Source organism: Methylobacterium sp. SD274, from assembly GCF_017355285.1.
Taxonomy (GTDB): domain Bacteria; phylum Pseudomonadota; class Alphaproteobacteria; order Rhizobiales; family Beijerinckiaceae; genus Methylobacterium.
In genome coordinates, this window is the sequence record NZ_JADIJP010000002.1 from 138,662 (window position 1) to 160,965 (window position 22,304).

At 66.9% G+C, this 22,304-nt stretch carries 24 protein-coding genes; 4 read left to right on the top strand and 20 right to left on the bottom strand.

What is annotated here, in order from left to right; translation table 11 throughout:
- Positions 1-12: 12 nt before the first annotated feature.
- The 14 genes from IPV08_RS02405 to IPV08_RS02475 form a co-directional block, all read right to left on the bottom strand.
- Entirely contained in the window at positions 13-648 is a 636-nt protein-coding gene (locus tag IPV08_RS02405; protein ID WP_207410580.1) for a response regulator transcription factor, read from the bottom strand.
- Positions 645-1,193, bottom strand: coding sequence for a hypothetical protein (locus IPV08_RS02410; protein ID WP_207410582.1), 549 nt, complete (start codon positions 1,191-1,193; stop codon positions 645-647). Before IPV08_RS02410 ends, IPV08_RS02405 begins: the two co-directional genes overlap by 4 nt.
- On the bottom strand, positions 1,190-2,143 hold the full coding sequence (locus IPV08_RS02415) for a cytochrome D1 domain-containing protein (RefSeq protein ID WP_207410584.1): 954 nt from the start codon (positions 2,141-2,143) through the stop codon (positions 1,190-1,192). The genes IPV08_RS02410 and IPV08_RS02415 overlap by 4 nt, the downstream gene beginning before the upstream one ends.
- Positions 2,140-2,691, bottom strand: coding sequence for an SRPBCC family protein (locus tag IPV08_RS02420; RefSeq protein ID WP_056430350.1), 552 nt, complete (start codon positions 2,689-2,691; stop codon positions 2,140-2,142). The genes IPV08_RS02415 and IPV08_RS02420 overlap by 4 nt, the downstream gene beginning before the upstream one ends.
- 3 nt (positions 2,692-2,694) lie before the next feature.
- Entirely contained in the window at positions 2,695-3,684 is a 990-nt protein-coding gene (locus tag IPV08_RS02425; RefSeq protein ID WP_207410586.1) for a vWA domain-containing protein, read from the bottom strand.
- The gene (locus IPV08_RS02430; RefSeq protein WP_348646061.1) at positions 3,681-4,433 is read right to left on the bottom strand and encodes an MxaK protein; all 753 of its coding nucleotides are present in this window, start codon (positions 4,431-4,433) and stop codon (positions 3,681-3,683) included. Before IPV08_RS02430 ends, IPV08_RS02425 begins: the two co-directional genes overlap by 4 nt.
- A complete protein-coding gene (locus IPV08_RS02440) occupies positions 4,430-5,470 on the bottom strand; it encodes a vWA domain-containing protein (RefSeq protein ID WP_207410588.1) in 1,041 nt (346 codons plus the stop codon). The genes IPV08_RS02430 and IPV08_RS02440 overlap by 4 nt, the downstream gene beginning before the upstream one ends.
- Before the next feature lie 57 nt (positions 5,471-5,527).
- Complete coding sequence (locus tag IPV08_RS02445; RefSeq protein WP_207410590.1) at positions 5,528-6,448, bottom strand: nonribosomal peptide synthetase MxaA; 921 nt, start codon at positions 6,446-6,448, stop codon at positions 5,528-5,530.
- Between the two features lie 8 nt (positions 6,449-6,456).
- A complete protein-coding gene (locus IPV08_RS02450) occupies positions 6,457-7,251 on the bottom strand; it encodes a DUF58 domain-containing protein (RefSeq protein WP_246747759.1) in 795 nt (264 codons plus the stop codon).
- 74 nt (positions 7,252-7,325) lie between these two features.
- Positions 7,326-8,357: a MoxR family ATPase gene (locus IPV08_RS02455; protein ID WP_056162404.1), complete on the bottom strand. Its 1,032-nt coding sequence runs from the start codon at positions 8,355-8,357 to the stop codon at positions 7,326-7,328.
- Between the two features lie 110 nt (positions 8,358-8,467).
- Entirely contained in the window at positions 8,468-8,758 is a 291-nt protein-coding gene (locus IPV08_RS02460) for a methanol dehydrogenase [cytochrome c] subunit (protein ID WP_207410594.1), read from the bottom strand.
- A 90-nt stretch (positions 8,759-8,848) separates the two neighbouring features.
- Positions 8,849-9,439 carry a cytochrome c(L), periplasmic gene (gene moxG, locus IPV08_RS02465; protein ID WP_056430336.1) on the bottom strand — a complete coding sequence of 197 codons (591 nt, stop codon included), beginning with the start codon at positions 9,437-9,439 and terminating at the stop codon, positions 8,849-8,851.
- 88 nt (positions 9,440-9,527) lie between these two features.
- Positions 9,528-10,376, bottom strand: a complete 849-nt coding sequence (gene moxJ, locus IPV08_RS02470; RefSeq protein WP_207410596.1) for a methanol oxidation system protein MoxJ — start codon at positions 10,374-10,376, stop codon at positions 9,528-9,530.
- A gap of 239 nt (positions 10,377-10,615) precedes the next feature.
- A complete protein-coding gene (locus IPV08_RS02475) occupies positions 10,616-12,496 on the bottom strand; it encodes a methanol/ethanol family PQQ-dependent dehydrogenase (protein ID WP_207410598.1) in 1,881 nt (626 codons plus the stop codon).
- 569 nt (positions 12,497-13,065) lie between these two features.
- Here IPV08_RS02475 and IPV08_RS02480 point away from each other — a divergent pair.
- A complete protein-coding gene (locus tag IPV08_RS02480) occupies positions 13,066-13,368 on the top strand; it encodes a hypothetical protein (protein ID WP_246747743.1) in 303 nt (100 codons plus the stop codon).
- A 203-nt stretch (positions 13,369-13,571) separates the two neighbouring features.
- Complete coding sequence (locus IPV08_RS02485) at positions 13,572-14,348, top strand: trypsin-like peptidase domain-containing protein (protein WP_246747760.1); 777 nt, start codon at positions 13,572-13,574, stop codon at positions 14,346-14,348.
- Positions 14,349-14,555: 207 nt separating this feature from the next.
- On the opposite strand, the gene IPV08_RS02490 is transcribed toward IPV08_RS02485, so the two are convergent.
- A complete protein-coding gene (locus IPV08_RS02490) occupies positions 14,556-14,816 on the bottom strand; it encodes a hypothetical protein (RefSeq protein ID WP_207410601.1) in 261 nt (86 codons plus the stop codon).
- A 369-nt stretch (positions 14,817-15,185) separates the two neighbouring features.
- Complete coding sequence (locus IPV08_RS02495; RefSeq protein ID WP_207410602.1) at positions 15,186-16,622, bottom strand: amino acid permease; 1,437 nt, start codon at positions 16,620-16,622, stop codon at positions 15,186-15,188.
- Between the two features lie 154 nt (positions 16,623-16,776).
- On the opposite strand from IPV08_RS02495, the gene IPV08_RS02500 reads away from it, so the two are divergent.
- Both IPV08_RS02500 and rocF read left to right on the top strand, forming a co-directional pair.
- Positions 16,777-17,844 (top strand): ornithine cyclodeaminase, encoded by a 1,068-nt coding sequence (locus tag IPV08_RS02500; protein ID WP_207410603.1) that lies wholly within the window; start codon positions 16,777-16,779, stop codon positions 17,842-17,844.
- A gap of 72 nt (positions 17,845-17,916) precedes the next feature.
- Positions 17,917-18,846: an arginase gene (gene rocF, locus IPV08_RS02505; RefSeq protein WP_207410604.1), complete on the top strand. Its 930-nt coding sequence runs from the start codon at positions 17,917-17,919 to the stop codon at positions 18,844-18,846.
- A 204-nt stretch (positions 18,847-19,050) separates the two neighbouring features.
- Here the strand turns inward: rocF and IPV08_RS02510 are convergent, their stop codons facing one another.
- The 4 genes from IPV08_RS02510 to IPV08_RS02525 all read right to left on the bottom strand — a co-directional run bounded on the left by IPV08_RS02510 (position 19,051) and on the right by IPV08_RS02525 (position 22,128).
- Positions 19,051-19,323, bottom strand: coding sequence for a hypothetical protein (locus IPV08_RS02510; protein ID WP_207410605.1), 273 nt, complete (start codon positions 19,321-19,323; stop codon positions 19,051-19,053).
- A 1-nt stretch (position 19,324) separates the two neighbouring features.
- A complete protein-coding gene (locus IPV08_RS24410) occupies positions 19,325-19,999 on the bottom strand; it encodes an RNase A-like domain-containing protein (protein ID WP_246747744.1) in 675 nt (224 codons plus the stop codon).
- Positions 20,000-20,142: 143 nt separating this feature from the next.
- A complete protein-coding gene (glnA, locus tag IPV08_RS02520; RefSeq protein WP_207410606.1) occupies positions 20,143-21,555 on the bottom strand; it encodes a type I glutamate--ammonia ligase in 1,413 nt (470 codons plus the stop codon).
- A 234-nt stretch (positions 21,556-21,789) separates the two neighbouring features.
- Complete coding sequence (locus IPV08_RS02525; RefSeq protein WP_003600526.1) at positions 21,790-22,128, bottom strand: P-II family nitrogen regulator; 339 nt, start codon at positions 22,126-22,128, stop codon at positions 21,790-21,792.
- Positions 22,129-22,304 lie beyond the last annotated feature (176 nt).

A 22,304-nucleotide genomic window follows, 5' to 3' on the forward strand; every position in this document is an offset into this window, starting at 1 on the left:
TCAGGCCATCGTTCAGCGCAATCGATTTTCCTGATCTACCGCGATACGAATGAGGTCTGCCAGCGTGCTGACACCGAGCTTCTGACGCATGGCGGAGCAGGTGTTGAGAACCGTTCGGTACTTGATAGATAGCGCGTCGGCGATGCTTTGATACGAGGTGCCGCGGCTGAGGAGCGAGAGGATTTCGCGCTCGCGACTGCTCAGATCAGCCAGGGGCGAGCGACGGGCTCCGGCCTGCAGCACTGCAATCTCCACGGCGAGATCGTGATCGAGATAGCTACGCCCGGCGCGTACCGCTTCGAAGGCCTTGAGGAATTCCGCTGTCCGAACATCCTTGAAGACGTATCCGATGGCGCCGCTTTCCAGGGCGCGCGAGACGATGATCGGGTCGTTGTGCATGCTGAAGGCGAGGATCCGCGTGTCCCGCGCGAGATTATGGATGCGCCGGATCAGCGAGAGGCCGGACAATCCCTCGCCCTGCAAACTTAGGTCGGCGACTACCATCTGCGGGCGCAGGCGGTGGAAGATCCGGTAGGCGGACATGATGTCGGTGGCCTCATGGATCGTCTCGACGCCCGCATCCTCCATGAGGCGCCGGAAGCCGCGCAGGACCACGGGATGATCGTCCACGACGAGGACGGCCGTCATTGCCGGTTCTCCCCTTCACGGGGGGCTCGTCCCTCGCCCTGGAGCGAGTAACGCTCCTTCAGCCTCGCCAGCGTCGTCGCCCGGTCGGCTCCCTGCTGGCGGGTGTTGTAATAGTGCTGGCACATCTCGCCGAAGAGCTGCTTGCGGTGGGTGGCGGCGGCGACCTCCTCCAGCCCGTCGAGAAGATCGGCATAGGGTTCGGGCTTTCCCGCCTCGGCCAGCATCTCGCCGAGCTGGACGATGCGGTTGGCCATCATGCGCGGATCCTCGATGAAGACCTCCTTGGCGCGAGCGAGGCTGTGGCGGAGATGCTCGGTCTGCGAGCCCACCTCCGCGGCGGGCCTGCCGACCTCGCGGCTCGCGAGCCACCGGGCCGGCTCGGTCGGGTCCGTATGCGAAAGCCAGGTTGGAACGTCGGCGTCGGATTTCGTTGCGACGAGGGCCTGATCCTCGGTGCTCGCGGCCTCGCCGCCGGCCTCGTCACCCTTGTCGCAGGCCGCCAGGGCGAGGGGAAGGCACAGGATCGCGCGTGTGACCCGTTTCATCGCACCGCCTCCGGGTTCGCGCCGACGGCGAGGCTGCGGGGTCCCTCTGCCACGGGGATGCGGGCGGTTTCCTTCAACGATTTCAGGTCGATGACCGAGACCGAATCCGAAAACCAGTTCGCCACATAGGCGAAGGCCCCATCGACGGCGATCCCTTCCGGGTAGCGCCCGACCGGGATCGTCGCCTTGAGGCCAAGGCTGACCGAGTCGAGCACCGCTACGGTGCCCGCCTGCTGGTTGGTGACGAGGACGAGGCTGCCATCCTCGCTGGTCGCGACGCCGTAGGGCATCCCGCCGATCTTCACGGTGGTCGTCACCGTCAAGCTGCCCGTGTCGACGACGCTGAGGTCGCCGCTGCGCACATTGCCCACGTAGAGCCTGTCTTCGCCGGGGCTCAGCCCGAGGGCGAACGGTCCCTCGCCGACCGGCACCGTCGCCACCCGCTCCATGCGCGCGGTATCGATCACACTCACCTGCCGGCTCTCGCGGTCGGCCACGTAGAGCCGGCCCTTGCGGTCGAGGACGAGGCCGGCCGGGTCCTTGCCCACGGGGCAGTCGCCCTCGACGGCGCCCGTCGATGCGGAGAGGCGGACCACCCGTCCCCCGGCCCAGTCGCCGACGAAGAGGCTCTCGCCATCCGCCGAGGCGGCGATGCCGAAGGCCTGTCCGGGAAACGGCAGGCGCCGCAGGACCACACGGGTTCGCCCGTCGACCACGTCGATCCCCGCGTGGTCCGGTTGACTCAGGTAGAGGCGGCCGTTCGGTCCGGCCGCCACCTGCGCGATCCCCTGCCCTACCGCGATGGTGGCCGCGACCGTGGTGGCCCCGGCCTCGATGCGGCTCAGCGTCCCGGCTCCCTGGCTCGCCACATAGACGGGCCCGGCCTCCACCCGAGGGTTGGAGAGCGTCAGGACGAGACCGGCAAGGAGCATCGGGCGCAAAGGATTCATCGCGCCGTCTTGCCCTCCAGGCGCGCCTTCAGGCCCTTGAGCCCGTTGCTGAAATAGAGGTTCATCGCATCCTTGCCGGCGGCGTCGCTGAGCTCCTCCGGCGGCTCGTTGCCGGTGTCGCCGCGATAGAAGCGGCCGAGCCACTCGACCTTCGAGCCCTCGCCGTCCGGCGAGACGGTGATCGTCGCCGAGTAGGAGGAGACCGGCAGCGCCTTCAGGTCGGCGTCGCCGAGTCGGTAGGAATAGCTGCGCTTGGCCGCGTCCCACTCGTCGAGGCCTTCATCGAGGGTGCCACCGTTCTTCAGGGTCAGCGTGCGACGGCCGCCCGAGGCGTTGCCGCCGGTGCCGACGCTTTTCGCCACGTCCGGATGCCAGTTCGAGATGCCGGCGAAGTCGCCGACCACGGCCCAGACGGCATCGGGCTTTGCCGCGATGGCGATGGACTGGTCCACCTTCTGCGGCGTCGGGCCGTGCGCGAGAGCCGTGGTTGCGAGGAAGGCGGTGGCTGCCAGGGGAGCGAGGAACGCGGACGGCAGGGCAAAACGCATCGATCAGACCTTTTTTACCAGGACAAAACGGCCGGCCCCGAACAGAGGGGCGGCGAAAACGGCGAGGATCAGCGCGAGGGCGATCCCGCCGAAGACGGGGCGCAGGTCGAGGCTGCCCGGGAGCGGGCGCGGGGTCGCCGCGCGGGCCAGCGCGGGGCCGACCCCGGCAGGGCCGTCGAGATGGGCGTAGGTCAGGCCCGTCGCCTGAGCGAGGGTCTTGAGGTAGGGCTCCCGCACCGAGGAGAGATGCTCGGTGCCGGAGGCCGCCGCAGCGCCGAAGGGGGCGTTGCGCGGGTTGTAGCCCTCGCGGCTCTCGGCATCGGCGGGGGGCGGGCCGAACCGGTTCTCCTGCTGGACGTCGCCCGAGCCATAGAATCCGGTCTCGCGGCCGCGATCGTTGTAGCGTGGGATCGGCGACAGGGCGTAGGCCCCTGCTCCGACGATGAGGCCGCGCACAGCGCCCGGCTTGCCGTCGAAGGCGGGTCCGCCGGTGCTGGGCAGGGGCGGCGCTTCGTGGCCATCGGTGATGAAGACGAGGTCGGTGCCGAGACTGGCCGCCATTTCCACCGAGCGGAACAGCCCGGCCGAGATCCGGCTGTCGCCTTCCCAGGCCATGCGCCAATCCAGGGCGTCCAGCGCACCGTCCAAGGGGGCGAAATCGGCGCAGACTTCGATGGGGGTGAACAGCAGGAACGGCCGGCGCTCGGTGAACAGACCCAGTGCCACCCGCGACCCGCAGGGCAGCGAGGTGACGAGTTCGCGTAAGGCCGCCTTCGCCGTCTCCAGGCGGCTCTGCGGTTTGCCGTCCGCCCCGACGTAATCGCGGACGTTCATGCTGCCGGTGATGTCGAGGACCGCCAGAATCTCGACGCCATTGCGGGTCAGCGGAAGGGGGCGAGCCACGAAGGTGAGCGCCACCAGAGCCAGTGCGGCGGCCAGGAGTTGGAACCGCCGGTCGCGCAGGTTTCGCCGGACGAGGCCGGGCGCTCTCATGGCTCGCCCCGCGGCTGGCCGGGGATCTCGGTCCAGATCTTCTTCGGCTCGGCCTTCAACTCGTCGCCGGTCTTGCGGTCGAATTCGGGAAAGTCGCGGAGCAGGCGCGAGGCCACGTCGAGGTTGAACTTGGCGTCCCACAGGTCCGGCCGGCCCTGGAGCGCGCGCCGATAATCCTGACGGGCCAAGGTGATGAGCGGTCCCGCCGGATCGAGGTTGCTCCGTTCCAGATGGTCGAAGGCCTGGCGCAGACGGGCATTGCCGAGCGCAAAACGGGCGCGCGCGGAGAGGTCGGTCTCGCCCCGGCGGTCGAGGGATTCGATCAGCGGCTCGATCTCCTCGGTCACGCCGCGACGGGCGAGATGCTGCACCCGCGCGAGCAGGAGCAAAGCCGGGGCGTCGAGGGAGACCGGGACGTCCTTGCCGGCGGCGAGAGCCGCGACCGCGGCGTTGTCGCGCGCTGCCCGCCAGGCCGCCGCGCCGAAGCCGAGGGCCACGAGAATCAGCAGGATCGGCAGGGCGAGGAGGAGGTGCGGGCGGGCGCGGCGCAGGGCATTGCCCAGTCCGGCACCGGCTCCCCCCCTCCCCTCTGCGGGAGAGGGTGGCCCTCGCGTCAGCGAGGGTCGGGAGAGGGGAGCGCGCTGTCCGGAGAGGTCGCCACCTCCCCCGGTCGCTCCGCGACCACCCTCCCCCGCAGAGGGAGGAGGGTTGGCGCGCTGCGGCGATATTGGTTTCACAAACGCCTTCATGCGGCGAGCCTCTGCGGCTGGGGAGCCGGCGCGGCGGAGGCGGAAACCACCGGCCGGCGCAAGCTGAGATCCGCCTCGGCGAGCTTGGCCGCGACGAGCAGGATCAGGCCTAACAGGCTGATTCCATAGGCCCATCCCGCGAGGTCGCGCCGTGGCCGCTGCTCGATATAGGGGATCGGGTCGCGCTCCAGGCGCTCGATCTGGCCGATGGCATCGGCCACCGCCTCGGCGCCCTCGGCCTCGAAGGCGCGGTAGGGGATGCCGAGGCTTTTGAAGAACAGATCGAGATGACGTTCGGGCGCGGCCTGAGGGGTGTCCTCGCCCGCTGGCCTGTCGGAGATGGAAGGCGAGCCCTTCGTCCGCAGGAACAGCCAGTAGAGGTTCGGACGAAGTCGCGCGAATTCGGCGCGCAAGGTCCCCTGGACGCGGGGATCGATCACCGCAGCGCCGTCCGAGACGATGAGCAGGGCGCGCGAGACATTGGCGGTACTGGCGCCGAACTGTGAGAGTGCCATGCCGAGGCCGCGCGCCACGTTGGTGTAGTCGAGACCCGGCCGGTCGATGGCGGCGATGGCCGCGCGGACCGCCTCGTGCCGATCGGTCATCGGCACCACCAGCATGGGGGCCGTGGAGAAGGCCGAGACGGCGAACTGGTCATGGGCGCGGCTGCCGACGAACTCGCCGAGCAGCCGGCGCGAGGCCGCCGCCTTCGATTCCTCGGCACCGGAGGGCTGCATCCCGGCGAAGGTCTCGTTCATGCTTCCCGAGCGGTCGACAAGGATCGAGACCTGGGCCCCGATGCCCGTCCGGGTGATGGTCTCGCCCTGGCGATAGGGGCCGGACAGGGCGACGACGAGGCCGCCGATGGCGAGGATTCCGGCCGCGCGCAGGCTCCAGCCGATGAGGCGCGACAGGCCGTCGACGGGGCTGGCCGCGATGCTCGACAGCGGGGTGACCCGCTGGCTCGACGCGGCGAGCGGCAGCAGCGCCAAAGGCAGCAGCCACAGCACCCAGGGAAAATCCGCCATCAGGCGCATGACACCACCGCCATCAGACCCATGCTTCGACCGCCATCGGACGGGTTTTCGGCTCGTTCATGATTGCCGCTCGATGGCGGTGAGTTTCCGGGTCAGGGCGACGATGTCGGCCAAGGGCAGACGCTGCATGGCGGCGGCCGGACCGGGTCCGAAGAAGCTGTGACGCGACGCGTCGAGGAAGGCGGCGAGGCCGGCCCGTTCCCGCGCATAGGCGGGATGGCGGGTGAGGAAGGCCGGCAGGTCGTCGGCCAGGACCCGGCGCCCGTCGGTCTCGTCCAGCGCCCGGTGAAGCGCGAGAAGCGCGGTCTCGTAGGCCGCCTCGTCCTCCCTCCGTCCGGCGAGGACGCGCAGGCGGCGCAGGCACGCCGCGAAGGCGCGTCCTTCGCGCTTGGCGAAGGGCCACCATGTCCGGTCCCAGGCAAGGCCGGCGAAAGCCAGAAGGGCCATGGCCATGAAGCCGGCGCTTCCGACGACGAGGGGTTGCGTGTCGAGGGACGCGACCCGCCCGTCCGGACGCAGGTAGTTCCTCGGGTCTTCCTGAGCCGGCGGCTGGACCTCGCGCAGGGGCGAGATGTTGAACGACCACGGCGGAACCTGGGCCTTGGCCGTGGTCGCGCCCGTGTCCGTCTCGTTCACGAAGGTGACGACGAAGCCGGGGATCTCCAGGGGGCGCGCATCGAGGGCGGCGTAGAAGTTCTGATAGGTGAGATCGAGGCGCACCCGGCTGCCGCCGCCCACGGATGCCTGCGTCACCGCGACGGTGCGAAGGTCGAGCCAATAGGTGATCGCGCCGGGCTGGGGCAGCGAGGCGGCCTGCAGGGCGAAGCCCGGCTCGACCAGGATATCGACCTGGGCGCGGACGAGATCGCCGAGGAAGTAGCCGAACGGGCGCGGCGTGCGCACCTCGACGGTCCGCACCTGGGACTGGGCGGCGAGCGACGAGCAGAGCAAGAACAGGAGCGGGGCGAGGCGGCGCATGGGATGCCTCAACTCGACAGGAGGTGACGGCTGATCGCGTCCGGGTCGAAGCGGCCCGCGAGGCGGAAAGGCGGTCGGCCATAGGTGGAGGCAATCCGGCGCAGGGTTTCCGCCCGCTCCGCCTCGCGCGCGATCCAGCGGCGGCGCAGGCTCGGGCGCATGAAGACCACGCGGCGGCCGGCACCTTCGAGATCGTCGAGTTCCATCAAGCCCCATTCGGGCAGGCCGTCTTCCTCGGCGGAATCGGCCAGGACGACCGGCACGAGGTCGTGGCGGGACAGGCTCGCGAAGGTCTCGGCGATGAGTGCCTCCGGCCAGCGGAAGTCGGAGACCAGGAATACGATCTTGGGACGGCCGACGAGGCGGCGGGCCGCTTGCCCCATCCCGTCCGCGCGGTCGCCGGTACAGGCGGCGTCCGTCAGCCGGGAGACCACGTCGCCGGCAATGCTGCGGCGACGGCTAGCGGGCAGGAACACGTCCTCCCGCAGGGTGGCATCGCAGCCGATCAGGCCGAAAGCGTCGCCGATGCGCGTGGCCGAAGCGGCGAGGCAGCCGCAGAAGGACGAGACGAGCCTCATCCTGTCAGCCTCGCCAGAGAAGCGCATGGAAGCGGAGAGGTCGACCAGGGCCCAGAGTTCGAGCGCCGTGCGGCTCTCGAACCGCCGGACATAGGTGCCTTCGAACGGGTCGCGCAGGGTGGCGCGGACGTCGATGCGGCGGGCATCCGGCATGCGCAGGAACGGCACCTGGTCGCGGAAGGTGCCGAGACCGCCGGCATCGCGGCCGCGATGGGCGCCCGCCATCGTGCCGGGCACGCGGCCGCGCGGGCGGTAGACGATGTCCGGCGTCGGCTCCTGGGGCGTTCTCTCGGGCGCCGTCACGGGGCGGGCACGGTGTCGAACACGGCGCGGCAGAGCTCCGGCACGATGGTGCTGCGGCGCATCTCGTAGATCGGCTCGAGGAAGACGCGGTGGGCCATCACCTCGGGGAAGATCGCCCGGATGTCCTCGGGCACGAGCCAGTCGCGGCCCTCCAGCCAGGCGCGGACGCGGGCGGCGCGGACGAGGAAGGCGACGCCGCGCGGCGAGGCCCCGCCCTGGATCAGCGCCGACATGTCGATGCCGGGCAGGCGGATGCCGGCCTCGTGCGGGCGGACCAGGGCCTCCCACAGGCCGACCACGTAGGCCTCGATGGCCGGGCTCGCCTGGATGCCGTGCTGGATCGCCGCGCCGATCCCGGCCATGGCGGCGTGATCGAGGACGCCGCCGTCGATGCCGGCGATGAGGGCGTCGGTATCGTGGAAGCGCGGATCGAAGACGAGGGCGCGGCGCGCCTCGGCATCGCGCGGGGCTTCGAGCCCGATCTCCATCAGGAACCGGTCGCGGGCGGCGGCCGGAAGCTCGAAGGTTTCCTCACGCTCGACGCGGTTGCGGTCGGCGAAGACCTGGAGATTGGGGAAACGGTATTCGCGGTTGAACGCGGTCAGGCTGCGCTCGGCCATGAGGCGGAGTAGGAGCGAATGGACCTGCGGACGCGCGCGGTTGATCTCGTTGAAGAAGAAGATCGAGAGGTCTTCGGATTGCCGCAGCACCGGCCCCGGCTCCACGCGCGGGCGGCCGTCATCGGCAAGGTAGGTGTGATAGATGAGGTCGGACGGCATCATGTCCACCGTGCCCTCGATGCGCTCGTAGGCGCCGCCGAGCGCCCGCGCCACGGCGCGCAGCAGGGTGGTCTTGCCGACGCCGACATCGCCTTCCAGCAGCACGTGGCCCCGGGCGAAGAGAGCGATGGTGAGAAGCCGGATCGCCCGGTCCTGGCCCACCACGGCGCCGCGGACCGCGCGTTCGAAACGGCCGGCCGCCTCGCGCCAATCGGTGAGCATCGCGTCGCCGGAGCGGATGTCGTTCATGGGGGGTGCCTTTGAGGACAGCGGCCGCGATCCCCGGACGGAGCGGTCCAGGCGCCTGAGGGGATCGCGGTCACCGTGATGGCCGCCCAAAGCGATGGGCGGCGACGACGTCAGTTGGAGGAAATCTTGGTGACGTCGTATTCGAACTTGCCGGTCTTCTTGGCGGCTTCGATGCGCTTCTTGTTGCGCTCTTCCATCTGCTTGATCGAATCGGCCTGCTTGTTCAGCTCTTTCGGATCGTGCTTCGGGTCGTATTTCGTGCCGGCGATCTTCTCGGGGAAGCCGGGCTTGGGCTGCCAGCAATCGCCGGGGGCCTTGCACTTGGTGCCGTCATAGGCGAGCGCGGGAACGGCGAGCAGCGCGCCCGCACCGATTGCGAGAGCCGTGATGAGTGTCCGCATGGTCGTTTCCTCTGGTTTGATTGTTACGGCGTTCGCCGCTTCTCGCTCACCGCGCGAGGCATCCTCGCGCGACGTGACTTCCCAAGACTGCTACTCCAGCGGTGGGCACTGGCCCGGAGCGTCCTTGGGGAAGGTCTCGCCCTGCTTGTAGGGCGTGTATTTCTTCTTCTGCTCGTCGTTGAGCCAGACGGCGTCCTTGACCGGGCCGGTATAGAGGTGCCGGATCCAGGCGATCGTCTGCAGCATCTCGTCCGGCGTGAGGTTCTCGTTGTGCGGACCCATCATGCCGTTGGCGCCGCCGAAGATGGTGGCGAACAGGCCGGTATCCTCGGTGTTGGACGGATAGGTCCAGTAATTGTCGTTGAGGCCGGGACCGAGCTTGCCTTCGGCGAGGTGCCCGTGACAGCCGGAGCACGAGGTCGCGAACAGCGACTCGCCGTTACGCAGGCAGGACTTGTCGTCGATGTAGAGGTTCTTGCCGGTCTGGAAGAACTCCTTGACGGCGGGAGTGTCGCGCCCGCCTTCCTTGCCTTCCGAGACGTTCAATTCTTCGCCGGTCACGGTGTTGCGGAAGGTGATCCCCGTCGAGGGGCCCGCGGAGGGCTGGGCCAGGGCCGCCAGACCGGCGGAGGCGAGGCCGAGCCCGAGAAGGGCGGCGAGGACACGGTTCGTGTGACGCATCAATTTGCTCTGTTTATCCCCGGACTTGCGGCCGAGGTGGGCGTACCGGTGCTCAGCGCACCGGCGACGCGGGACAGGGTTCGGAGGATCAGTTGGAAACGGGGGTGACGGGCACGCCGTCCTGGCGGAGGATCGCCTCGATCTGCGGGCGAGCCTTGGCGATCGCGGCGTCGAGGGCCGCCTTCAGGGCCTGGTCGTCACGACGGACGCCCATGGACTGGTCGAAGCTCTGCGGCACCTTCTGGCCGTCGCTGCGCACCGTATCGTCCGGCACCGGATTCATGCGCAGGGGCTGGCTCGAATCCTTGACGTAGCGGGCGACGTCCGGCGCGAAGGCCACGGCGACGTCGGCCTTGTTGGCGACGACTTCGCTGACCATCCGCGCCGGATCGATCTGCGTGTAGGTGTTGCGGGCCGCGCGGAAGTTCACCAGCGAGTAGAGGTAGGCCATGTCCTCCTCGTAGCGGCCGATATCCTTCAGCATCGCCTCGCCGGGCGTGCCGAAACCGACGACCATGTGGTCGATCGTCTTCAGGCGCGGATCGGACCAGGACTTGATGTCGAGGTCCCGGTCGGCGCGGGTGATGAAGACGTAGCCGCTGCGGTAATAGGGCTTCGTGGTCAGCACGCGCGGGTCGTCGCTGTCGAGGCCGACCACCACGTCGCAGAGCTTCTTGTCGAGGCTGTCGCGCACGAGATAGATCGCCGCCTTGTCGGACCAGACGAACTGCGCCTTGCGCCCCATGGCCTCGGCCACGGCGGAGACGATGCGGTTCTCGAGCCCGGAGCCGTCCTTCATCGAGAGCGGCGGCTGGTTGGCCGCGCAGACCCGGAGCACGGTGTCGTCGGGCGCGGATTTCGTATCGGCCTGCGCGAACGCGGCACTGCCGAGGGCGAGGAGAGCCGCGACGGACAGGCATCCTTTGGCGAAGGACATGAGAGCGTTTCCGTTGTTTCTTATGGGTCGGATTCTTTAGGATCGAGCCGGCGCAGTTGGACGTGGCCCTCCTCCCCAGCGGATCTCGGGCTTGCCCGAGATCCGTCGAGATTGTGGGGAGGAGTTGCAGGTGGGGGTGGCTCCGCTGGCCTCTGCAGCCTGCGGGTCACCCAACCACCCCCACTCCTAACCTCTCCCCACAAGGGGGAGAGGGACGCGCTCGTTTCCCGATGCAGCCGTTACTTGGCTGCGGTCTGGTACTCGCCGACGCTCGGATCGTCGTACGGACCCTTGCCGTTCAGCGAGAACACCATCACGCCGCCGCCCATCTGGGTGTAGTTGGCGAGCTTCTTGAACGCGCCCACCGCGCCGAGGCCGGCAGTCGGGTCCTGAAGGTCGAACACGAGGCCGACACCCGGCCAGCCGCCGACGCCGTAGTAGATGGCGACGTACTGATCACCCTTGTGGCTGTAGGTGATCGGGTAGCCGATGGCGCCCGACGGCATCTTGAACTTCCAGAGAAGGTCTCCGTTGTCCGAGTTGCGCGCCTTGATGTAGCCGTCCAGCGTTCCGTAGAACACGAGACCGCCGGCGGTCGCCGTCGTTCCGCCCCACACGGCGAAGCGCTCCATCTTCTCCCATTTGAACTCGCCGGTGATGGCGTTGTAGCCCTTGATCTGGCCCAGACCTTCGTAGTTCTGGCGATCGCCCTTCGGGCCGGGATACATGTTCAGAGTGGCGCCGACGAAGAACTGACCGGCACGGTAGGGAAGCATGAAGGGCTCCCAATCCATGCAGATGTGGTTGATGCCCATGAAGAAGAGCTTGCGCTCGGGATCGTAGGAATCGTGGCCCTGGTTGTGGTAGCCCATCGCCGAGGGACAGATGTCCTTGGCGAGGTGGTCCATGCGGGTGCCGTATTCGGGATCGCGCACCGGCTGGCCGGTCTTCAGGTCCACCGACTTGAACACGTTGACGGTGTCGTCGATCTTGTTGGCCGAGACGAGCGAGCCGTCCGTCCGGTCGAGCGTGTAGACGATGCCGTTCCGGTCCGGATGGGTCAGGAGCTTGCGGTCCTTGCCGTCCTTGTCCTTCTGGTTCGACAGCATCATCACGTTGACGCCGGCGTAATCCCACTCGTCGTGCGGGGTCTTCTGGTAGCCGAACTTGGCCTCACCCGTATCGGCGTCGCGGCCGAAGATGGTCATCGTCCACTTGTTGTCGCCGGGACGCATGGTCTCGTTCCACGGCGCCGGGTTGCCGGTGCCGAAGTAGATCAGGTTGGTGCCGGGATCGTAGGCATACCAGCCCCAGTTGGTGCCGCCGCCGATCTTCCAGGCATCGCCCTCCCAGGTGGAAGTGCCGAGGTTCTTCTGGCCGTAATGGGGGTTCTTGATGTTGAAGTCGGAGGCGAGCAGCAGGTCCTTGTCCGGGCCGGTCGCGTAGGCGCGCCAGACCTGGGAACCGGTCTTCACGTCGTAGGCGGTGAGGTAGCCGCGCACGCCGAGCTCGGCGCCCGAGGAGCCGATGATGACCTTGTCCTTCACCACGTAGGGGGCGATCGTCAGCGTGGAGCCGACCTTGATGTCGGAATTCTCGACCTTCCACACCGTCTCGCCGGTCTCGGCGTTGAGCGCCATGACGTTGCCGTCGAGCAGGGTCTTGAGGATCAGCGCCGGGGTCTTTCCGTCGCCGGGCCAGTAGGCGAGACCGCGATTGACGAGATCGCAGCAGGCGACGGCGCGGGCGGCCGGGTTCTGCTTGGGCTTGTCCTGCCACAGGATCTTGCCCGGATCGTCGAGGGCGAGAGCAAAGGTGTTGTTCGGGAAGGAGGTGTGGATATACATCTTGTTGTCGACGACGACGGGCGCGCCCTCGTGGCCGTTGAGCAGGCCGGTCGAGAACGACCAGGAGACCTTGAGGTCCTTCACGTTCGTCGTGTTGATCTGCTTGAGCTTGCTGTAATTGTCCGAGTCGTAGTTCTTGCCCGGCATCACCCAGTTTTCATCGCTGTTCGACAGATCGATGAGCTTGTCGTTGGCCGAGGCGATCCCTGACAATCCGATCGGTGCCAGGGCCAAGACGGCCAGCACCGAGACTGAATTCAGTAACCTGTTCATTCTGCGTCTCCTGCCCTTCTGCCGCGTGCTCGACCCCAGGGGATCGGCCGCAGCCATTGCTTTCGCCGGTTCAGCAAACAGTCAGTCGATCGATATTATGAACGTATTTATAAGAATAACCTGACGCTGGCCGCTCTTATAAAAGACTTATTACTGATCCATCGGCTAGCTATATAATCATTTGCTTTGCCTGATGTCTTTAGCCACTTCAACCTTTTTTTACAGGATGATTTGGCAACTTGTTCCATGCTTTTATCCCGGTCCGGAGGGTGATCCTCGGTAAGACTTGCGGAAGACCGACATAGGTGAACGACCGGTCTTTCCCTTTCGGTCGAAGCACTTGCCCTGTGGGTCGAAGCACTTGCGCTGCAGGTTGGCCGTCGTCGGCCTCACGGAGCGGTCCGGTGTTCGGTGGCGCAGAAGCACGGGAGGCGGACGATGCGCGGTCGCGATGCGCAAGGTTTATGCACAGTGTCGCAGCAGGAAAAGCGTCCTGTGCCGGTGAGCCTGTGCTTTACTCGTTGCCGACCAGCGCTAAACTGATGGTGGGTAGGAAACAAAAACGAGACATGCCGATGATCATAAGAACAACTGCGCTCGTGATTTGCCTGATTGTCCTGCCGTCGATTGCCGATGCGGCACGGTTGACCATGGACGACAAGGTATCGCGCTGGCCCCGCGCCTCCACGGACGAGAAGATCGATTTCGCCACCCGCATGGGCAAGGCCTTCTCCAGCCTGAACGCCGAGCTCGACAAGAATTACTTCATCCGCTGCCTGGAAGAGACCGCGAATATCGGCAATCCGGGCGAGATCAAGCTGGAATCGGCGGTGAAGATGTGCGTGTCCGTGAAAAAGGACCCGCCGGAATAGGCGGTCCCCGCGGGGCCCTGCCCCGTGCGCGAGGCCGACGACATTCCGAACCGCCCTCCTCCCCGGATCGAGCGGCGATGGCGCAGCATCAGCATCGGTTCACATCGCAGATGACCCATGTCGCAGCCGACAGCTCGATCCGCCGGAGGCACGATGGCCGGTCCCGCCCGCTGCGGAGATGGGCGCTGGCCGGGCTCGCAATCATGGTGTCGGGGGCGGCCTCGGCGGAGGAAGGGCGCATGGCCGCTCTCTATCCGCATGACGGGCGCCGCGTTCTGACGGGGGCCGACATCACCCGCTATCCCGGCGCGGGCGTCCTGTTCTGCCATCGCCGGCCGGACGGTATCCCGCAGAAGGCGGCGGCGGCCTGGCTCGTCGGGTCGTCACGCCTCGTGGTGATGAACGCACACAATTTCCGCAACCGCCGCATGGAGGTGACGCGGGAGGTGGAGGATTGCTTCTTCCAGATCGGCGGGCGGAATTACGGCTTCGTGCCGGCGAGCCTGCGCCTCGGCGCGGCGCCCGACGCCAAGGCCCTGCACATCACCGACGATTGGGCCTTGCTCGACCTCACCGAGGCGGTGGTCGGCGCGCCGCCGCAGCCGGTCCCCGAAGCGCCGACGCTGGCAACGGGCGTCGCGGAGGTTCCCGTGGTGATGGTCTCACCCGGCGGGCACGAGAATTATCGCGGGCCGAGCAGCACCGAGACCTGCGCGATCCACCAGATCGATCCGCCGACGGAGGACGACATCCGCCGCGCCCGGCACAATTGCAATGACGGGTTCGGCGGCTCGGGCTCCGGCCTGTTCGACCTGTCGGGCCGTCTCGTGGCAATGCAGAGCGCCTCGCTCTCCATGAATTCGCGCCGCCCCTTCGACCTCGAGTTCCATTACGGCTCCGCCCTGCTCTTCGAAGGCGCCCTTCTGGCGGCGATCCGGCACGCCGTGACGATGGAAAGCGAGGCCCCGAAGACCCGGTGAGGCGCGGGGGCGTCTCCTTGCTTGTTTCCGTCGTTTTTCCAGGGCTTCACCTCATCCTGAGGTGCCGCGTAGCGGCCTCGAAGGAGGCTTCCAGGGATCGCGCGCCCGCTGGAGGGCTCCTTCGAGGCCCGCTGACGCGGGCACCTCAGGATGAGGTGGTCTGCTGGGATGATCGGCTCCGGCATGAGCATCCAATCAAGCCGGCGCTCAATGCACGGTGGGGCCCGGCTCTTCCGGCGCGAGGGTGACCACCTCGGAGAACGGGAATTCGAGGACCGTTTCGCCGGATTCGTCGGTGACGACGAGGATTGCCCCCATCAGGCGGGCCTGGGCCTCCGCTTCGCTCATCGTCGCCTGGATCGTGTCGCGGGCGACCTCCCAGGCATGGTCGGCATCCCGCAATTCGGTGCCGGTGGGATCGGTGATGACCTCCCGGCCGATATGGGTGTGAAAGAAGAAGCGGGGCATCGCGGCACTCGATCGGCTTGAGGAACAGCCGGTATCAGCTGGAAACCGAGGTGCGGCGGCGCAAGTCCCGCTGGCCCGTCTTGCAGGGCGGAACCGGTCCTCTGCCGTGTCATCGCAGGCAGGCAAAGCCCATGAGGCACGCTCGTCCCAGTCTGGTCTCAGAGCAGATGTGAGGTATTTTTTTCCAACGCACCACCTCATCCTGAGGTGCCGCGAAGCGGCCTCGAAGGAGGCCTCCAGTCGACGCGCGATCCCTGGAGGCTCCCTCAAAGCCCTTTGCTTGCGCAAAGGTCACCTCAGGATGAGGTGGTCGGCTTGGATGATCGATCCTGGCAAGACGATAGCAGGGAAACCTCATCAGACCGGCTCTCAGGCCCGAGCCAATCGCGAATGACGCTGCGAATAGGCGGTGTAGATCACCAGCGCGACACCGATCCAGAGCGCGAAGAGCAGGTAGGTGTCCCGTGGCAGCGCCGCGATGAGCATCAGGCAGCAGGCGAGGCTCGCGAGGGGCACGAGCGGGTAGAACGGCACGCGAAATCCTCGCGGCAAGTCGGGGCGCCGCCGGCGCAGGATGATCACGCTGAGGGAAACCGCCGTGAAGGCCACGAGGGTGCCCATGCTGGTGAGGTTGGCGAGCACGTCGAGGGGAACGAGCGCCGCCAGCGAGGCGACGAAGAATCCCACCACCAGCGTATTGGCGTTCGGGCTCCGGCTGCGCCGGTCCACGCGCTGGAACAGCGTCGGCAGCAGCCCGTCCCGGCTCATGGCGAAGAGGATACGGGTCTGGCCATACATCGTCACCAGGGTCACGGAGAAGATGGAGATGACCGCCCCGATCGACAGGACGAGGGCCGGCCAGGCCGTTCCGGTGACGTTGCGCAGGATCACCGCCAGCCCGGCATCCTGCCCGGCAAAGTGCGTCCAGGGTTGGGCTCCGATTCCCGCGAGGGCGACGAGGAGGTAGATCGCGGTGACGATGACCAGGGAGAGGAGGATGCCCAGGGGCAGCGTGCGCGCCGGGTCGCGCACCTCCTCGCTCGCCGTCGAGATCGTATCGAGGCCGATATAGGAGAAGAAGATCGTCGAGGCAGCAGTGCCGATCCCGGCCCAGCCGAGGGGAGCGAAGGGCGTGAGGTTCGCAGGCTCGAACGCCGTGAGGGCGACCACGGCGAAGAACACCAGCACGGCGAGCTTCAGGACCACGAGGACCGCGTTGATCGCGGTGGATTCGGCGGTGCCGCGCAGGAGCAGCAGGGTGCACAGGCCGATGAGGACGATGGCCGGCAGGTTGACGTAGCCGCCCCGGCCGGGGGGCTGGCTGATGGAATCGGGCATGGTCCAGCCGATGAGCGCACCGAAGACCTCGTTGAGATACTGGCCCCATCCGACGGCGATGGCCGAGGCGGAGACCGCGTATTCGAGGAGGAGGCAGGCGCCGACCAGGAAGGCCGCGAGTTCCCCGAGGGTGGCGTAAGCATAGGAATAGGACGAGCCCGAGAGCGGAAGCGCCGAAGCCAGTTCCGCGTAGCAGAGCGCCGTGAGGCCCGCCGTGACGGCGGCCAGCAGGAACGAGACCAGGATGGCGGGTCCTGCCTCGGGCACCGCCGCGCTCAGGATCACGAAGATGCCGGTGCCGACCGTGGCGCCGACCCCGAGCATGACGAGGCGGAACAGGCCGATGGAGCGTTCGAGGGGCCGGGCTCCGGCATCGGCACCCTGCGTCGCGGGGGATACGGGTTTCCGCCGCAGTACCGACCGGCGCCAGTCGCTTGGTCCCCCGTCCGATCCGATCAACGACCCCATCGCGACGCGACCTCACAGCGACCGGGGCGAGAGGTGCCGATCATGTTGCCCTGCCCATTTCGCCCTCTCCCATCGCAGCAAGGGCTATGCCGCCTCGCGCGGGCGCGCATCCTGCCTATGATCGATTCGGTATCGGTCCGGGAGACGAGGCGTCATGGCGGACAAACTGAATGTCGTTCCCTTCGTCAGCGTCGACAACATGATGAGGCTCGTCCTGGCGATCGGCGTCGAGCGGTTCCTGCGGGAATTGGCCGCCACGATCGAGGAGGATTTCCGGCGCTGGCACCTGTTCGACAAGCAGCCGCGCCTGGCCTCCCACAGCGCGGACGGCGTGATCGAACTCATGCCGACCAGCGACGGCACCACCTACGGCTTCAAATACGTCAACGGTCACCCGAAGAATGCCCGCAGCGGGCGCCAGACCGTGGCCGCCTTCGGCGTGCTGGCCGATGTGGGCAACGGCTATCCGATGCTGCTCACCGAGATGACGATCCTCACGGCTCTGCGCACCGCCGCCATGTCGGCGGTCGCGGCGAAATACCTCGCCCCGAAAGGGGCGCGGACCATGGCGATCATCGGGAACGGCGCCCAGGCCGAGTTCCAGGCCCTGGCCTTCAAGGCGCTGATCGGAATCGATTCCCTGCGCCTCTACGACATCGACCCGGCCGCCAGCGCCAAGTGCCGGCGCAACCTCGCGGGGTTCGGCTTCCGGATCGCGATCTGTTCGAGCACCGCCGAGGCGGTGGAGGGCGCCGACATCGTCACCACGGCGACGGCCGACAAGCAATGCGCCACCATCCTCACCGACAACCTCGTCGGCCCCGGCATCCACATCAACGCCGTCGGCGGGGATTGCCCCGGCAAGACCGAGCTCCACCCCGACATCCTTCGCCGTTCGGACATCGTCGTCGAATACGCGCCCCAGACCCGGCTCGAAGGCGAGATCCAGCAATTGCCGGCCGATCACCCCGTCACCGAACTCTGGCGGGTGATCGCCGGCGAGGTGCCGGGTCGGCGCGACGAGAGGCAGATCACGCTGTTCGATTCCGTCGGTTTCGCGGTCGAGGATTTCTCCGCCCTGCGATACCTCCGCTCGGTGCTGGCCGGCACCGGCTTCTTCGAGGATCTGGACCTGCTGGCGGACCCGGACGATCCCCGCGACCTGTTCGGGATGCTGCTTCGGGCGGAGGGCCGGGCTGGTCCCGATCCTGCGGCGCCATGACGATCCGCCGACCCGTGCCTCACGGCTGTCGTGCGCGGCCCCTATGGTGTCGGCGGATCGGAGAATGAACCCATGGACGAGAAACGCTGCATCCTCATCGGCGTGCCGGTCCAGGAGGGCACGAGCCGGCTGGGCTGCGACATGGGCCCGAGCGCTTACCGGGCCGCCGGTTTGGGCGGCGCCCTCACCTCCCTCGGCCTGGTGGTGGAGGATCGCGGGAACATCGCCCCTCCCCCCGGCGAGGCCGTCGCCCATCCCAATCCGAGCGTGACCAACCTCTCCGACTTCGCGCGCTGGACGTCGGCGCTCAGCGAGGCCGCCTATCGGGCCGGGGGCGAGGGCCTGCCGATTTTCCTCGGCGGCGATCACAGCCTCTCGGCCGGTACGGTCTCGGGCATGAGCCGGCGGGCGGCCGAGGCGGGCCGCGAGTTGCATGTGCTCTGGCTCGACGCGCATCCCGATCTCCACACCCTGGAGACGACGACGAGCGGCAATCTCCACGGCGTGCCGATGGCCTATGCGATCGGTCTCAAGGGGTTCGGCCCCTACCTGCCGCCGCCCGTCGCGCCGGTGAAACCGCACAACGTCTGCATGATCGGCCTGCGCAGCGTCGATCCGGCGGAGCGGCGGACGATCCGCGAGGCCGGGATCACCGTGCACGACATGCGCGCCATCGACGAGTTCGGCATCGGCATCCTGCTGAAGGCCTTCCTCGAACGGGTGGCCGCTGTCGGCGGGTGGCTGCATGTGAGCCTCGACGTGGATTTTCTCGATCCCGGCATCGCGCCCGGCGTCGGCACCACGGTTCCGGGCGGGGCGACGTTCCGCGAGGCGCATCTCGCCATGGAGATGCTGCACGATAGCGGCCTCGTCCGCAGCCTCGACCTCGTGGAGCTCAATCCGTTCCTCGACGAGCGCGGCCGCACCGCGATCCTGATGACGGATCTCGCCGCCAGCCTGATGGGACGCAGCGTCCTCGACCGGCCGACGCGGAGTTTTTGACCGACCGGGTTCACCCGTCTGCTCCTTCAGGCGAAGCGAGTCCCTCTCCCCCTTGTGGGCTACTCGCTCTATCCAACCGGGGTTCGACATGAGGCGCGACGGGTCCCCTTTCCTTCCAGGAGAGGGGACCCGAGGTGCCCGGCAGATGGGTGAATATCGGCGGCCGATTTGGATCGGCGTCGCGCAGGGCGAACGAAACGGCGTTCAGAGCCGGTCGCGGGCGCCGGTCAGGAATGCGCGCAGATCCTGCGCGGTGGGGAAGTAGATGTCGGCGTCCGTCTCCTTCCACAATCCCTTCAACGTCTCGTCGGACGCCTCGCGGAGGGCGCGGTCGATGAACTGCCGCAACCGGACGCGCTCCTCGCCGCGGAAGAGGTTGAGAACGAAATCGTACATCTCGTCGAGCGTCGGCGCGCCGCCACCGATGTCCTGCATGAACCAACGGCCGAACGTCAGGAATTCCGGGGACGCTCGCATGTCAATCTCCGTCGTTGCGCGGATAGGCGGTATGGATGCGGTACCCGCGGGGGTTGCCCGGATCGTGAAGGATAAAGATTCCGACACCGTAAGTCGTACGCATGTACGGCTCAAGCTGCCCCGCCGTGTAGGCTTCCCGACCAGTTTTGTATCCAAATCGGGAATTTAGGAATGCATTGGCCTTTTTCCCGGTTGCGACGTCATCAACTTCGGAGGCGTTCTGTTCCAAGGTGCGGTTGATGAGATCGTTTGCGGTCTCCACAGACTCGAACGTGCCATCTCGCCTGAGGCCATAGTCTACGAACAGAAATCTCCTTTTGCTGGACTGGACGCGCTGCATCATCTGCGCGTCCGTCTTACCGACATGCTCGCGAAGCGTATGGCCGCCGCGCACCTCTTCTTCGGAGAGCACGACCGTGTACCGACGGTTGAGGTCATCCGAGACGTGGACGATCCGCGCATCGTCACCGGAATCATATCCGTCGCCCGCACCGCCGTCCGTCCATTGGCCGCCGTCCGGATGTCCGGCCGGCACGCGGGGTTGATCGGCGTGGTACGCACGGAGCGACAGACGCAACCGCTGAAACGCGACCTGAACACGGCACGACGTGATCAGCCATCTCGCCCGCAGAAGGGCCGTTGCGCTCGACGACATCGGATTCACCCCCTTGATCAAGCTATTGTACCTATAAAGGAATAATAGCATAACATCAGTTACGAAATCGGGGGGGGTGAAACGCGAAACGCCGGAGCCCCTTTCGAGGCCCCGGCGTCGCGCATTGTCCGAAAGGCCGGGCGAGCCGCCCGGCCGGCCCGCTCTCAGAGCGAGTAGTACATCGTGAACTCGACCGGATGCGGGGTCATCTCGTAGCGCATCACTTCCGTCATCTTCAGTTCGATGAAGGAGTCGATCTGGTCGTCCGAGAACACGCCGCCGGCCTTGAGGAAGGCGCGGTCGCGGTCGAGGTTCGTGAGGGCTTCACGCAGGCTGCCGCAGACGGTGGGGATCTTCTTCAACTCGCGCGGGGGCAGGTCGTAGAGATCCTTGTCCATGGCCGGGCCCGGATCGATCTTGTTGATGATGCCGTCGAGGCCGGCCATCAGCAGGGCCGAGAAGGCGAGGTAGGGGTTCGCCATCGGATCGGGGAAGCGGACCTCGACGCGCTTGGCCTTCGGGTTCGTCGTCCACGGGATACGACAGGAGGCCGAGCGGTTGCGGGCCGAGTAGGCCAGCAGCACGGGGGCCTCGTAGCCGGGCACCAGACGCTTGTAGGAGTTGGTGGACGGGTTGGTGAAGGCGTTCAGCGCCTTGGCGTGCTTGATGATGCCGCCGATGTACCAGAGGCATTCCTGGCTGAGATCGGCATACTTGTCGCCGGCGAAGATCGGCTTGCCGTCCTTCCAGATCGACTGGTGCACGTGCATGCCCGAGCCGTTGTCGCCGTAGACGGGCTTCGGCATGAAGGTCGCGGTCTTGCCGTAGCTCTGGGCCACGTTGTGGATCGCGTATTTGTAGATCTGCATATGGTCGGCGAGCAGGGTCAGCGTGTCGAACTTCATGCCGAGCTCGTGCTGGGCCGAGGCGACCTCGTGGTGGTGCTTCTCGACCTTGACGCCCATGGACTGCATGGCGGCCAGCATTTCGCCGCGCATGTCCTGCGCCGAATCCTGCGGCGGCACCGGGAAGTAGCCGCCCTTGGTGGCGACGCGGTGGCCGAGGTTGCCGCCCTCGTAATCGGTGAAGCCGTTGGTGGGCAGTTCGACCGAATCGAGCTGGAAGCCGGTATGGTACGGGTCGGAGCCGAACTTCACGTCGTCGAACACGAAGAACTCGGCCTCGGGGCCGACATAGATCGTGTCGCCGATGCCGGTGGACTTGAGGAACGCCTCGGCGAGCTTGGCGGTGCTGCGCGGATCGCGCGAATACGGCAGGCCGGACGAGGGCTCGAGCACGTCGCAGACGATCGACATGGTGGAGGCCGAGAAGAACGGGTCCATGCAGGCCGTCGCCGGGTCGGGCATCAGCAGCATGTCGGATTCGTTGATCGCCTTCCAGCCGGCGATCGACGAGCCGTCGAACATCGTGCCTTCGGCGAAGATTTCCTCATCGACGAGGGACACGTCGAACGTGACGTGCTGCCACTTGCCCCGGGGATCGGTGAAGCGGAAATCGACGTACTTGACGTCGTTGTCCTTGATTTCCTTGAGGACCTGATCGGCGGTCTTTGCCATCCCTGTGTCTCCTTCGAGGCTCAGCCTGTCTCGGCCGTGGTTTTGCCGCACCACGCGGTGGCGTGCCGCGGATTGGGAAGGGGCGTGCGCGAGGGACTTAGCTTCTAGGGCGGCGCGAGGCTAGAGCCGCGCTTGGCCGGATTGTAACAGGCCGGCGCCTTCGCCCCATCGCTCCGTTCGACCGTCGCCGCCGGCCGGCCGGAGCCATGCCGGAACATTCGCCGGAAGCGGGCGCTAGATCGCGTCGGTGCCGGTCTCGCCGGTGCGGATGCGGATCGCTTCCTCGATGGTCGAGACGAAGATCTTGCCGTCGCCGATGCGTCCGGTCTGGGCCGACTTGCGGATGGCTTCCACGGCACCTTCGACCAGAGCGTCGGAGAGGACGATCTCGAGCTTCACCTTGGGCAGGAAATCGACCACGTATTCGGCGCCGCGATAGAGCTCGGTATGGCCCTTCTGCCGGCCGAACCCCTTGGCTTCGATCACGGTGATGCCCTGAAGGCCGACCTCTTGAAGGGCCTCCTTCACCTCGTCCAGCTTGAATGGCTTGATGATCGCTTCGATCTTCTTCATGCCGAACGGGCCTGACCTGAATGCTGCTCCGGGCCCTTTTCCTACCATCGCGGCACGGCCTTCGCCACGCCGTTTTCCCCGAGACAGGCGTTAAATTGCCCATTCGGTAGGCAACGAATGCAAATCGTTTCAGCCAAGCCCGCTTTGCGCCTGAAATAACGGCGCGGCATGAGCGG